Annotated in this window: 11 protein-coding genes; 1 reads left to right on the top strand and 10 read right to left on the bottom strand. The window is 68.5% G+C overall.

Translation table 11 applies throughout. The features are described 5' to 3' along the window. Nucleotides 1-6 precede the first annotated feature (6 nt). The 5 genes from HMPREF2716_RS07615 to HMPREF2716_RS07595 form a co-directional block, all read right to left on the bottom strand. Entirely contained in the window at nt 7-843 is an 837-nt protein-coding gene (locus HMPREF2716_RS07615; protein WP_003086528.1) for a bifunctional allantoicase/(S)-ureidoglycine aminohydrolase, read from the bottom strand. Nucleotides 844-979: 136 nt separating this feature from the next. Next, nucleotides 980-1,882: a LysR family transcriptional regulator gene (locus tag HMPREF2716_RS07610; protein ID WP_003112482.1), complete on the bottom strand. Its 903-nt coding sequence runs from the start codon at nt 1,880-1,882 to the stop codon at nt 980-982. 165 nt (nt 1,883-2,047) lie between these two features. Further along, nucleotides 2,048-2,764 carry a UTRA domain-containing protein gene (locus HMPREF2716_RS07605; RefSeq protein WP_003086532.1) on the bottom strand — a complete coding sequence of 239 codons (717 nt, stop codon included), beginning with the start codon at nt 2,762-2,764 and terminating at the stop codon, nt 2,048-2,050. Between the two features lie 81 nt (nt 2,765-2,845). Continuing rightward, complete coding sequence (locus HMPREF2716_RS07600; protein WP_003082318.1) at nt 2,846-3,499, bottom strand: HAD family hydrolase; 654 nt, start codon at nt 3,497-3,499, stop codon at nt 2,846-2,848. Nucleotides 3,500-3,566: 67 nt separating this feature from the next. After that, the gene (locus HMPREF2716_RS07595) at nt 3,567-4,901 is read right to left on the bottom strand and encodes an MFS transporter (RefSeq protein WP_003145458.1); all 1,335 of its coding nucleotides are present in this window, start codon (nt 4,899-4,901) and stop codon (nt 3,567-3,569) included. Nucleotides 4,902-5,394: 493 nt separating this feature from the next. On the opposite strand from HMPREF2716_RS07595, the gene HMPREF2716_RS07590 reads away from it, so the two are divergent. Beyond that, on the top strand, nt 5,395-6,297 hold the full coding sequence (locus tag HMPREF2716_RS07590) for a LysR family transcriptional regulator (protein WP_003116332.1): 903 nt from the start codon (nt 5,395-5,397) through the stop codon (nt 6,295-6,297). Nucleotides 6,298-6,301: 4 nt separating this feature from the next. Here the strand turns inward: HMPREF2716_RS07590 and HMPREF2716_RS07585 are convergent, their stop codons facing one another. The 5 genes from HMPREF2716_RS07585 to HMPREF2716_RS29720 form a co-directional block, all read right to left on the bottom strand. Then, a complete protein-coding gene (locus tag HMPREF2716_RS07585; RefSeq protein WP_023518488.1) occupies nt 6,302-7,483 on the bottom strand; it encodes an iron-containing alcohol dehydrogenase in 1,182 nt (393 codons plus the stop codon). A 101-nt stretch (nt 7,484-7,584) separates the two neighbouring features. Further along, nucleotides 7,585-9,075 carry an APC family permease gene (locus HMPREF2716_RS07580; protein WP_003082330.1) on the bottom strand — a complete coding sequence of 497 codons (1,491 nt, stop codon included), beginning with the start codon at nt 9,073-9,075 and terminating at the stop codon, nt 7,585-7,587. A gap of 259 nt (nt 9,076-9,334) precedes the next feature. Beyond that, nucleotides 9,335-11,251, bottom strand: a complete 1,917-nt coding sequence (gene toxA, locus HMPREF2716_RS07575) for an exotoxin A (protein WP_023518489.1) — start codon at nt 11,249-11,251, stop codon at nt 9,335-9,337. A 249-nt stretch (nt 11,252-11,500) separates the two neighbouring features. After that, nucleotides 11,501-11,869: a DUF2195 family protein gene (locus HMPREF2716_RS07570; protein WP_003145453.1), complete on the bottom strand. Its 369-nt coding sequence runs from the start codon at nt 11,867-11,869 to the stop codon at nt 11,501-11,503. Between the two features lie 47 nt (nt 11,870-11,916). Further along, a partial coding sequence (locus HMPREF2716_RS29720; protein ID WP_218189021.1) for a hypothetical protein occupies nt 11,917-12,125 on the bottom strand: 209 nt, incomplete at its 5' end.

The following is a 12,125-nucleotide window of genomic DNA, read 5'->3' as shown; positions in this document are numbered from 1 at the left end:
CCGCCCTCAATGCGGCGCATTGAGAGTCAGGCGCATGTGCCGGTTGACGTCCTTGTACAGCAGGTAGCGGAAGCGCCCCGGGCCGCCCGAATAGCAGGCCTGCGGGCAGAAGGCGCGCAGCCACATGAAGTCGCCGGCCTCCACCTCGACCCAGTCCTGGTTCAGGCGGTACACCGCCTTGCCTTCCAGCACGTACAGGCCGTGCTCCATCACGTGGGTCTCGGCGAAGGGGATCACGCCGCCCGGCTCGAAGTTGACGATGTTGACGTGCATGTCGTGGCGCATGTCGCTCATGTCGACGAAGCGGGTGGTGCTCCAGCGGCCTTCGGTGTCCGGCATCACCAGCGGCTGGATGTCCTGCTCGTTGGTGACGAAGGCTTCCGGCAGCGGTACGCCGTCGACCTTCTGGTAGTGCTTGCGGATCCAGTGGAAGCGGGTGTGCTGGCCGGTGGTATTGCGCACCTTGTAGTCGGCGCCCGGCGGAATGAAGGCGTAGCCGCCCGGCTGCATGGCGTGGACCTGGCCCTGCAGGGTCAGGCTCAGCTCGCCTTCGACGACGAACAGCACGGCCTCGGCGTTGGGATCCTGCTCCGGTTTGTCGCTGCCACCGTTGGGCGCCAGTTCGACGATGTACTGCGAGAAGGTCTCGGCGAAGCCGGACAGCGGGCGGGCGATCACCCACATGCGCATGTTGTCCCAGAACGGCAGGTGGCTGGTGACGATATCGCGCATCACCCCCTTGGGAATCACGGCATAGGCTTCGGTGAACATCGCCCGGTCGGTGAGCAGCTCGGTCTGTGCCGGGTGCCCGCCGTGCGGCGCGTAGTAGCTGGACTTGGACATGGAGCGTTTCCTCGTTGTTGTCTTGCTGCCGGCTCACGCGCCGCCGGAGCGAAACGGGCGGGCGCGAGCCGTTGCTGACGGCAACGATATCCAGCGCCTGGCGCATGCACAAATTAAATGTTGGAATCCAGCATATTCATTTTTCGAATGCGGGACGGCTCCGGGTATCTTCCGCCAGCACCCGCGACAGCACGCGCGCCAGCGCCTTCACCATCGGATCCGCCGCCGGCCGGTGCAGCAGCGCCACTTCGAACACGTCCACCGCCGGCAGCCCGACGTTCTTCGGCAGCACCGCGTGGCCTGCGCTCACCGCGCGCAGCGGCAGCAGGCCGATGCCCATGCCGTCGGCGATGGCCGATTGCAGACCGCTGAGGCTGGAACTGGTGAAGCTGATGTGCCAGCGCCGGCCGACCGCTTCCAGGGCGGCGATCATCTCGTCGCGGTAGACCCCGCGCGGCGGGAAGGTGACGATGGGCAGCGGGTCGAGGTCGATGCAGGGGTTCCTGGCGCTGTCCACCCAGCATGTCTTTTCCGGCCAGCAGGCCAGTGCCTCGCGGCTGGCGCGTCGCTGCTTGAGCAGCACCAGGTCCAGTTCGCCGCGGTCGTAGCTGGCGCTGAGGTCGCGGCTCATGCCGCTGGTGACTTCCAGCTTGACCTGTGGATAACGCCGGTTGAAGGCCGCCAGTCGCTCGGTGGTACGGCCGGCGGCGAAGTCGTCCGGCACGCCGATACGTACCGTCAGCGCCACCGTGGCGCCGGATAGCGCCTCGGCCAGTTCGTCGTTCAGTGCCAGCAGGCGGCGGGCATAGCCGAGCAGCGTATCGCCGGCGTCGGTCGGCAACACGTCGCGGTTGCCGCGCTCCAGCAGGCGGTGTCCGGCCATTTCCTCCAAGCGGCGAACCTTCTGGCTGACGGTCGACTGGGTCGAGTGCAGGCGCGCGGCGGCAGTGGTGAAGCTGCCGCAGTCGGCCACCGTGACGATGGCGCGGAGCAGGTCGAGGTCGAACAGGCGGCTATTCGATTTTTCACTGTCGCTCATGGTCGTATCGCATTTTCGAATGTCGTCGCCGCTTTTAGCAGGCCGTGCCGTCAGCGGCAACCGCTCAGCGTCGACGCAGCGTGCCCAGCGGTCGACCAATGCGCTGGAAGCGGCGGGAAACCCGCCAGGCGGTCATGCATGCGCCAGGAACAGGACCGCGGAGCGCTACTCGGGCACCTCGACGTTGACCTGCAGCGCGTCGTGGCGCCAGTACTCCAGGTCGCAGTCGATCAGGCGGCCCGCCTGGTCGCGGTTGACCCGCACGATCTGCAGCGCCGGGCTGCCCACCGAAACCCGCAGCGGCCCGGCGGCTTCCGCCGGGAGGATGGTCGGGACCATCTCGAAGCGCACCCGGCCGTAGCGGATGCCGTAGTGGTTGGCGTAGAGATCGGTCAGCGAGCGAGTCAGGTCGAAGCGCTCGATGCCGGGAAAGTAGGCGGGATTCAGGTAGTGCTCGACGTACAGCACCAGCCGCCCGTCGACCCGCCGCGCCCGGCGGATCTGGAACACCCGCGACAGCGCCGGCAGCTCCAGGCGCTGGCAGATGTCGACGCTGGCCGGGATCATCGCCGCGCCGAGCACCTCGGTCTCCGGCACCCGGCCCTGGTCGGCGACCATCGCGTGGAAGTGGCTGCGCACCAGCGGGTTGTACAGCAGCCGCTGCGGCGAGACGAACCAGCCGCGGCGTTCCTCGCGGTAGATCAGGCCCTGGTCCTCCAACTGGCCGAGCGCCTCGCGCAGGGTGATGCGGGTGGTCGAGAACAGCTCGCTCAATTGCCGTTCGCTGGGCAGCTTGCTGCCGCGCGCGAGCAGGCCGCGCTCGATCTGCTCGCGCAGGGACTGGTAGATCACCGTCAGGGGGCGGGACGGCTCGTCGCGCATATCGACGCTTCTCCGCTGGGGCTCCGGGGGGCTACAGGGTAATGCTTCCGGGCCGCCGGCGGTATAGCGCGGCGCGCCTTCTCAGCGCCATTCCAGCACTGGCCAGCCGGCCTCGCGGGCGTGCCCGAGCAGCGCCGGGTCGGGGTTCACCGTGTGCGGTCGGTCGACCCGCGAGAGCAGCGGCAGGTCGTTGCGCGAGTCGGAATAGAAGGTCGCGCCGGCCAGCGTCTCGCCCTCCTGAGCCAGCCAGGCGTCGAGGCGACGGACCTTGCCCTCGCGGTAGGTGAGGGTGCCGCGGGTGCGCCCGGTGTAGAGGCCGTCGCGCTCCTCGATGTCGATCGCCAGCACCTCGTCCACCCCCAGCCGGCGGCCGATGGCGCTGACCAGGAAGTGCGCCGAGGCGGAGATGATCAGCAGGCGGTCGCCGGCCTGGCGGTGGCGTTCCAGGCAGCGCAGGGCGTCGGCGTGGATGCGCGGCGCTATGATCCGCGCGACGAAATCCTCGACGGCGCCGGCGATCTCCGCCGGGGTGCGGCCGGCGATGGGCGCCAGGCTGAAGTCCATGTAGTCCTCCATGGCCAGCCGGCCCTCGGCATAGAGTTCCATGAGGCGGCGTTCCTGGTGCAGGAAGGCGGTCTTCTCGACCCAGCCCAGTTCGGTCATGTAGCGCCCCCAGAGGGTCGCGCAGTCGCCGTCGATCAGGGTGTCGTCGAGGTCGAAGAGGGCAAGTGGCATAGGCGGTTCCTTGTTCGCTAGGGATTGGCCCGGCACGCCTGGCGCCGGGCGGTGGTTCGGCGAGGTTTCAACGCGGCTTGCCGGCCGCCAGCAGCGGCCCGCCGGCATGCGCCTTCGGTTCGACGCGGCACGCGCCTGGCCGGCTGTTCCAGAACGGCACCAGCAGCAGGCTGGCGAGCAGCGCGGTGGCGGTGAACACGAAGAACACCGTGAGGGTGTCGAAGTAGCCCGGCAGCAGGCCGCCGAGGATCGCCCCGACCGAGCCGCAGCCGTTGACGAAGCCGGTGGCGGTACCGGCTGCTTCGCTGGTACCGAAGTCGATGGCGGCGGCGCCGCTGATCATCGAGTCCGGCCCGTAGAGGGTGACGCCCATCATGAACAGCAGGCCGACCACCAGGTACAGGCTGCCGCTCTGCATCGCCGGGACGAACAGCGCCAGGCTCACGGTCAGCGCCGCCAGGCTGAGCACGCAGGCCGGCATGCGGCGGGCGCCGAACAGCTTGTCCGAGGCCAGGCCGATGAGGATCGGCCCGGCCAGCCCGGCGACCTCGAAGGCCGAAGGCACGATGGCCGAGGCGACCTTGCCGATCTCCGGCATGCGTTCGTAGATGATCACCGGGCCCCAGAGCAGGATCGCGTAGCGCGCCGGCTTGAGCAGGAAGTAGGCGATGCCGAGGACCAGCACGTGGGGATTCCTGAGCGCCTTCAGCAGGGCGCCGGAATGGCTCGGCCGGGGCGCGTTGGCGGGGGGCGCGGCCTCGGCCTCCACGGGCGGCAGGCCGACGTCCTGCGGACGGTTGCGCTGGAGGAAGAAGAACAGCACGGCCACCGCCAGCACCACTCCCGCCGAGGACAGGAAGGCCATGCGCCAATCATGCGTCAACCGGTAGGCGCACCAGCCGGCGAACGGCGTCGCCACCAGCCCGCCGAAGGCGTAGCAGGTACTCCACAGGCCGAGCACGCGGCCTCGCTCGTAGGTGGCGAAGAAGGCGCCGATGTTCTTGCACAGCCCCGACCAGCCGGTGGACTGCGCCAGGCCCTGGACCACCATGCAGGCGGCGAAGATCGGCAGGGTGGCGAAGGTACCCATCACCAGCGCCGCCAGCGCCGAGGTGAGCAAACCGCCGAGCACCACCACGCGGGTGCCGAAACGGTCGGCGAACACCCCCCACATGAACTGGCCCACGGCGTAGGCGGCCAGGTAGAGGGCATCGAGATCGGCCATGGCGCTCTTGTCGAGCTCGAAGGAGGGGTCTTCGGCGATGCCGAGCTTGGCCACCGAGAAGGCCTTGCGGGTGAAGTAGAAGGCGGCGTAGGCCAGCCAGGTGATGACGAAGATCTGGATGCGCCAGCGCTGGAGCGATTGCCAGCCACGGTGCAGGGTACCGTTGTGGTTGTTCATGTGGGTCCCTATGGGTCTAGACAGTGCGGGGAGGTTGTTCTTGTTGTGCTGCTGCAAAGCTGTCCGGATGCATGGTCTAGGCCAGATGCCTTTTCCATGACTTTTTTCGTGCGCAAGGTTGGCTGTCGGCGCGCTCCTGCTCGGTCCTGCCGAGGCTGAGATGGATTGTGAAGGTGTGGCGGCGGTGCGTGGCGCCGATCCGGTCAGGCTGGGCCGGCTGGCGAAGGTCAATCTAGCACCGGGTATTTTTATGGTCTAGACCAAAAATAGAGCGAAACCATTCGATTTTTTCGAGGGATTGCCCGGTATTGGTGCGTTTTCTTGTCCTGGTTGCACCTTTGGGCGGGACTTTTCCGCGTATTTTCAAGAAATTGGAATAGACCAGATTTTCGATGATGTGCCAGCGCCTCTGGCGCGCCGTGCGCCGCCGCTGGATGGCCGTGTGTCGCGGCGCTCGGCTAGACTGCGGGACCTCGCGCCGGATCGGACCGCCATGCTGAGAAACGTCACCGACCTAGACCTGCGTCTGTTGCGCATCTTCGCCTGCGTGGTGAAGTGCGGCGGTTTCACCGCGGCCCAGGCCGAGCTGAACATGAGCCAGTCAAACATCAGCATGCACATCGCCAGCCTGGAGAAGCGCCTCGGCTACCGGCTCTGCGAGCGCGGCAAGGGCGGCTTCCGACTGACCGCCAAGGGCCGCCGGGTGCTGGAGGCTTCGCGAACGATGTTCGACGCCATCGGCCTGTTTCGCGACCAGGCGCAGGCGTTGTCCGGACGTTTGGTCGGGGAACTGTACCTGGGCCTGGCGGACAATCTCGCGACCTTGCCCCAGGCCCGTTTCGGCGATGCGCTGGCGCGCTTCCAGCGGCGCGACCAGGATGTCCAGCTGAACCTTTTCGTCAATTCGCCCACCGAGCTGGAACTGGCGGTGATCGAAGGCGAGCTGGACCTGGCGATCTCCTATTTCAGCCGTTCGCGGCCGAGCCTCGAATACCGCCCGCTGTATCGCGAAGAGATCGGCGTGTTCTGCGGCGATCGCCATCCGCTGTTCGCCGAGGCGCAGCCGACCCTGGAGCGGATCGCCGCCTGTGACTGGGTGATGCACGGCTTTCTGCCGGAAAACCTGGTCCTGCCGCTACGCCCGTCGCGCAGCCGCGCCACCGCCTACCACATGGAAGCGGTCGCCCATGCCGTGCTGGCCGGCACCCACCTGGGCTACCTGCCGACCCATTACGCCGAAGCCTGGATCGAGCGTGGGCGGATGCGCGCGCTGTTGCCGGAGCGGCTGAGCTACCCGGTGGAGCACAGCATGATCGTCTATGCCGGGCGCCCCCTCAGCGAAGCCGCCCGCGCCTTCATCGACGACCTGCTGCAGGTCCACGGCCTGGGGTCCTGAGCGCTCAGGCGAGAGTCCCGGCCACCGCCTGGCGGTAGATGCGCGCATAATCCCGGGCATCGAGCGGCAGGGCGTTGGTCGCCGAGGACGACAGGTCGGCCAGCGCCTGCTCGCCCACCCATTGCGCGTCCTCGCCATCCAGGCCGAGGGCGGCGAGGTTCGCCGGGATGCCGATGCGCGCGCGCAGTTCGAGGATCCACGCCAGCAGGCCGTCGAAGCTCGCTTCGTCGAGTTCCAGGTAGCGCGCCAGGCGCGCGGCCTCGGCTTCTATCGCCGGGCGGTTGGCCAGCAGAACGTAGGGCAGCAGCACGGCGTTCAGCAGGCCGTGGTGCAGGTGATGGCGAGCGCCCAGCGGGTGGGCCAGGGCGTGGACCCCGCCAAGCCCCTTCTGGAATGCCACTGCGGCGCTGGCCGAGGCTACCAGCATGCCTTCCCGGGCGGCGAGGTCGTTGCCGTCGCGCACGGCGTTTTCCAGGTGCTGCCTGACCAGGCGCACGCCTTCCAGGGCGATGCCCGCCGACATCGGATGGTAGAGCGGCGAGAACAGCGCCTCCAGGTGATGGGTGAGGGCGTCCATGCCGGTGGCGGCGCTCAGCGCCGGCGGCAACCCGCGGGTCAGGCGCGGGTCGAGGAATACGCAGGCGGCCAGCAGCTCGCGATGGCCGACCACCCGCTTGATGCCCAGTTGCGTATCGGTCAGCACCGCCTCGCGTCCCAGTTCCGAGCCGGTGCCGGCGGTCGTGGGAAGCGCCAGCAGCGGCGGCAGGCCGAGCGGCGGGTAGTCGGCGAGGGTCGGATAGCTGCGCAGCGTCTGTGTCCATTCGAAGCGTTCGAGGCCGTGCGGATCGCGGCTTAGCAGGGCGATTCCCTTGGCCGCGTCGAGGGCGCTGCCGCCGCCGAGGGCGATCAGCGCGTCATGCCCGCCGGCCTCGAAGCGCCTGGCGCCGCCGTGGACTTCAGCGAGGCTGGGGTTGCTCGACAGTTCGTGGAACAGGTCATGGTCGATGCCGGCGCGTTCCAGGCACTCGCGCACCAGGCGCAGGGGCTCCAGGGCGAGCATGCCGGGATCGGTGACCAGCAGGGGCCGGCGTACGCCCGCCAGCGCGCAACGCCTCGGCAGTTGTTCCAGGGCGCCGACGCCGCAGAGGATATCGGTGGGGTAGTTCCAGTAATGCAGGTCGCTCATGGCGATGCTCCGTGAAAGCAGGATGATCCGGGCCCCGCCGGGCGCGAAGCCAGCGTGCGGGAACAACCGGAGGAGGCGCCGGAACGGCCGGCGCGTGCGGGTCAGTCCGCCGGCGGAGCGGCGAAGCTGAGGCTGGTGGCGATGCGCCGATGCGGCTTGGCGATGACCATGTAGAGCAGGCCGAACGCGGCCAGCGCGGAGAACACCACGACCACCGCCCAGACCTGGAACCAGGGCGCGTCGGGCGGGGCGAGGCTGGCCCGCGGCCAGGCGACGTTGAGCGCCTCGAACGACAGCCAGGCGACTGCCAGGACGTTCACCGCCAGCCCCGCGCGCCCCAGGCGCAAGGCGCCCTTGTCCGGGTCCCAGCGGCCGACGAGGCGGGCCCAGAGAGCGCAGGCAGCGACGATCAGGAAGACCACGAAGAAACCGCCGCTGCCGAACGCGATCAGCGTGCCGACCGCCGTGGCGTTCAGCCCCAGGGCCAGGCCGAGGCTGGCCAGCAGCGTGCTGCAGACCATCGCCGCCATCGGCACCTTGCGCCGGTCGACCCGGCGCAGCAGGGCGGAGCCGGGCAGGATGGCGTCGCGCGCCATGCCGAAGATCGCCCGGCCGATGTAGGTCTGCACCGACACCACGCAGGCGACGAAGGCGATCAGCACCACTGCGACGAAGGGCCGCTCGGCCCAGGCGCCGAAGGCGTCCACCACCGCCGGGGTGACCGGGTCGACCACCTGGCCGCTGACCACCGCGCCGATGTCCTGGTAGGACAGGGTCACGGCGAAGGCGGTGAGCATCACGGTGAATCCCACCACCAGCATCGAGCGCAGGATCGCCCGGGGAGTGGAGACGCGGGCATCGGTGGTTTCCTCGGAAATCTGCGAGCAGGCGTCGAAGCCGAGGAAGGCCCAGCCGCCCACCGCCAGCGCGGTCAGCACGCCGTCCAGGTAGGAACCGTCCGCATCGCCTGTGCCGCCCGGGCCGCTGAACAGCAGATCGAGCGGATGGTTGCGGAAGAACAGCAGCAACAGCACGCCGATACCGATGGAGGCGATGGCCTCGGCGACGATCCCGGCATTGACGAAGTACTTCAGCGGGTTGATCCCCAGCAGATTCACCGCCAGTCCCAGCGCCAGCAGCAGCGCGCCGCAGAGCACCTGGCCGTTGGCCGACGGCGGCGCGCCGGTCGCCAGCAGGCCGAGCCAGAAGCCACCGAGGTAGGCCACGGTAGTCAGCGAGGCCAGCGCCGAAGCCAGGTAGAGGAAGCCGGTGAACCAGGCCAGGCGGTCGCCCACCAGGCGTCGCACCCACTGGTAGCAGCCGCCGGCCAGCGGAAACTGCGAGGACAGCTCGGCGTAGACCAGCGCCACGCCGAACTGCAGCAGCAGGCACAGCGGCACCACCCAGACCCAGGAGGGGCCCATGCTCATGGCGCCGAGGGACATCACCGAGTAGATGCCCACCACCGGCGAAATGGTGGCGAAGCCGACGGAAAAGGACGACCACAGGCTCAGCCCGCGCTCCAGTTCCTGGCGATAGCCGTGGGCCGCCAGCAGGCGTTCGTCGCGGGAGGTATCGCGGAGATCAGTCATGGCGGTCTCCGGGCGAGCGCTGCGGGGAAGGGGAAAGGCGGATGCCACCGATGCGATGGGTGAGCATGGAGAGTCCTCGTCGGCTATTGGAATTGTTATGGCCGCTTCCGGGACGAGCGAAAGCGTGGCAGACGCAGGTTAGGCGGATTACCTATCAGGATGAATTCATATTCGATTGGGCTGGCATCAGGAAAACCTGATGTATGGCCAGGCCCCGAGAAGGCCGGCTCCTGCGAAGGGAGCCGGCCGGTCGCGGCAGCTACTTCAGGTCCTCGCGCGACGGTTTGCCGGGCTGGCTGGCGTAGTCCGGCAGGGCGCTGATCGCCTGTTCCTTGTCGGGGATGCTGGACGGGTCGAGGTCGCCGCCGACGTTGCGCGGGTCGGTGGGGATCGCCGAGGGAATCACCACGGTGCGCTCGGCCAGCGGCCAGCCGAGAATGGTCTCCAGGCGCCCGCCTTCCTCCTCGGGGCCGGTGATGGCGTCCAGGCGCAGCGGCAGCGGATGGCCGATCAGCCGTTCGACCTCGCCCGCCGCCTCCGGCGCGGCCAGGGTCAGGCCGGTGCGGTAGAAGCCCGGCAGACTCGAGCGCGGCACATAGACCCGCAGCAGGGCACCGTTGCGGATCCGGCCGCGCGCGTCGGGTTCCTGGTCCTGGGCGTAGCCGTAGGCCAGCGCCGGATCGCCGGCGATATAGAAACCGCGCCAGATCGCGTCGAGGTCCTGGCTGCGCGCGCGCACCCCGCCGAAGACGATGCTTTGCGCCGCTTCGAGGAAGGTGCCGTGGTAGCCGACGAACACATAGCCGCGCTCCTCCAGTTGGCGGTGCGCCTGGAGCAGCCGCTCCACCGTCCAGTTCTGCGTGCCGCGGGTGCTGAAGCTGATGTCGCCGCCGTCGCCGAGGAACTCCGCGCCAGTGGGATAGTTGCGCTCCAGCAGGGCGTCGCCGCTGTCCGCCGGGCCCGCGCATTCACCGGCGGCGACCGGGCAGGTCAGGCTCACCACGTCGGCGCTGGCCGCGCCGGCCTCGTCGTTGCCGGTGCCCTGCCGGACGAAGCGCTCGCTCTCGGCGGCGGCCAGGGTCAGGGCCAGACGGGCCTGCTCCGGCTGCTCGCGGATCGCTTCGCCCAGGTCGCCGCCGCTGCCGGGGCTGGCCAGGGCGTTGCGGATCACCTGGTCGACCTGGTTCCACGACAGTCGCGCCGCCAGGTAGAGGGCGACCAGCCGCTGCACCGGATAGCCGCACTGCTCCAGTTGTTCCCAGCCGCGCGGCTGGCGATGACGGGTGAAAGTCTCCAGCGGCAGGTGGCAGGCCTGGTGCGCGGTCAGCGCGGCCAGGCTGCCGCCCTCGGGGAAGTGCAGGCGATGACTGATGACCGTGGGCTTGATGTCCAGGTCATGCTTCGCCGGGTTGCCGGCGAGCACCCGGTAGATCTTGCCTTCCCAGGTATCGTCGAGGTTGCAGCGCTGCTGGGCGAGGTAGTTGTAGGCCCCGTCCAGCGGGTCGAGCAGGCACAACACCTTGCCGCTGGCCCATTCGCTCCAGCGCTTTTCCCGGCGCGGCTGGGCCTGGGCCATGACCACGCTGACCCCGGCATGGCTGATGGCGAGCGTCGGCTGCATCTCGTTGCTCTCGTGCGCCCTGACGAAGAAGGTGGCATCGCGCGCCAGCTTCGCCAGCAACTCGTCGCCCATCTCGATGGTGTAGATCGGCGACATGTGGCTGAGCTGGTTACCGGCGTTCAGTTCGTGGATGAACACCTTGATGTTCGAAGGCTTCTCGTGGCCGATCGGCACCAGCCAGTTCAGCGACCAACTGCCGCGCGCCTGGCGCGTGTAGCTGTAGCGCACCGGCTTGTTCGGCTCGACGCCGCCTTCGAGGCGGATGGTCAGGCCGTCGCTGGTGATGCTGAGGGCGTTGTCGATGGCCAGCTTGAGCGCGTCGTTGCCGCCCTCCAGGACCATGGAGTAGTGCAGCACGCCCTGGCTGTTGGTGTCGGCGATGGCCGGGTCGACGCTCATGCGGCTGGAACGCACGCCGTCCTTGAGGTCGAGCACGCAGGCCTTGGCGCATTCGTTCCAGAGGTCGAAGGCTTCCTCGGCGGCGGACGCGAACGAGCCGCCGGCGAGCAGGCCGAGGCTGGCGACCAGGGGGATCCAATGGGGTGTCAGGTGCATCGCGATGGCTCCTGTGATGGGTGAAGGATGAGGCTGATCGAGCGGTTGGTTTTTCTTGTCGGGCGAGCCGGCGGAGAGCGGCGGGGCGTCTAGGGTGCGGGATGCGGGGAGGCTGGCGGGGAGCGGAAGAGGGCTTTTATGGGATTTATGAACTGGATTGCAGTGTGGTGAATGTGCGAACGGGAGGCTTGCCGATCGGCGGGTGCATGCAGGGCGTCCATCTCGGCCTGGTGGTGGCAGCCCGGCCTGTCAGTCAGGCGCCTGGCAACCCAGGGTGACGACCAGTTCGCGGCCGCTCGCCAAGCCGGCGTCCGCCGCCAGGGTCAGCGTGCGCGGCGTGTCCTGGCGACTATCGAGCAGCCCCTCTTGAAGCACGAAGCTGTCGGCGCTGGCGCCCCTGGCCAGCAGCCGATATCGCACCAGCGCTGAGGTACAGCCGCATTCGCCGGTGGAGCGCCGGGCCTCAAGGGTGAGTGGCAGGTGCAACTGGCCCTCCGCCGTGTGCGGTGCACCGAGCCGGGCGGCGAGGCAGGCGGAGAGGGCATTGTCGAGCGTCGCCGCGTCGGCGAATGGGGCGGCCAGGCAGAGGCTGCCGAGGAGCAGGGCTTTGGCGTCCATGTCGGGGTTCCGCTGGGGATGGAAAGGGCATCATGGCTGAGGTGGCTTTATTCGTCGAACGATGGCTGGCCCTGCCGGTAGATCGGCCAGGACTTCATGCGCTGCGGAAACGGCCTGACCAAGTGCAGCGGCTTGCAATCAAAAACGCTGGGCTCGCAATCAGCGTGGCTTTGTCCGGAAGCTCGCGAAGGGGCGGCATGGATGAATTTTGAAAGTGGGAGTTGTAGTGGTCTACTGATCCCGGACACCGATTTAG

Origin of the sequence: Pseudomonas sp. HMSC076A11 (assembly GCF_001810205.1) — a bacterium.
GTDB lineage: Bacteria > Pseudomonadota > Gammaproteobacteria > Pseudomonadales > Pseudomonadaceae > Pseudomonas > Pseudomonas aeruginosa.
Note: the sequence above shows the minus strand (reverse complement) of the source record. Positions and strands in the feature narration are given on the sequence as shown.

Coding starts and splice junctions, on each gene's coding strand:
- HMPREF2716_RS07610 (WP_003112482.1), bottom strand. CDS start 1,882: ATGAGCGACAGTGAAAAATCGAATAGCCGCCTGTTCGACCTCGACCTG.
- HMPREF2716_RS07600 (WP_003082318.1), bottom strand. CDS start 3,499: ATGCCACTTGCCCTCTTCGACCTCGACGACACCCTGATCGACGGCGAC.
- HMPREF2716_RS07580 (WP_003082330.1), bottom strand. CDS start 9,075: ATGACTGATCTCCGCGATACCTCCCGCGACGAACGCCTGCTGGCGGCC.
- HMPREF2716_RS07605 (WP_003086532.1), bottom strand. CDS start 2,764: ATGCGCGACGAGCCGTCCCGCCCCCTGACGGTGATCTACCAGTCCCTG.
- HMPREF2716_RS07585 (WP_023518488.1), bottom strand. CDS start 7,483: ATGAGCGACCTGCATTACTGGAACTACCCCACCGATATCCTCTGCGGC.
- HMPREF2716_RS07590 (WP_003116332.1), top strand. CDS start 5,395: ATGCTGAGAAACGTCACCGACCTAGACCTGCGTCTGTTGCGCATCTTC.
- HMPREF2716_RS07595 (WP_003145458.1), bottom strand. CDS start 4,901: ATGAACAACCACAACGGTACCCTGCACCGTGGCTGGCAATCGCTCCAG.
- HMPREF2716_RS07570 (WP_003145453.1), bottom strand. CDS start 11,869: ATGGACGCCAAAGCCCTGCTCCTCGGCAGCCTCTGCCTGGCCGCCCCA.
- HMPREF2716_RS07615 (WP_003086528.1), bottom strand. CDS start 843: ATGTCCAAGTCCAGCTACTACGCGCCGCACGGCGGGCACCCGGCACAG.
- toxA (WP_023518489.1), bottom strand. CDS start 11,251: ATGCACCTGACACCCCATTGGATCCCCCTGGTCGCCAGCCTCGGCCTG.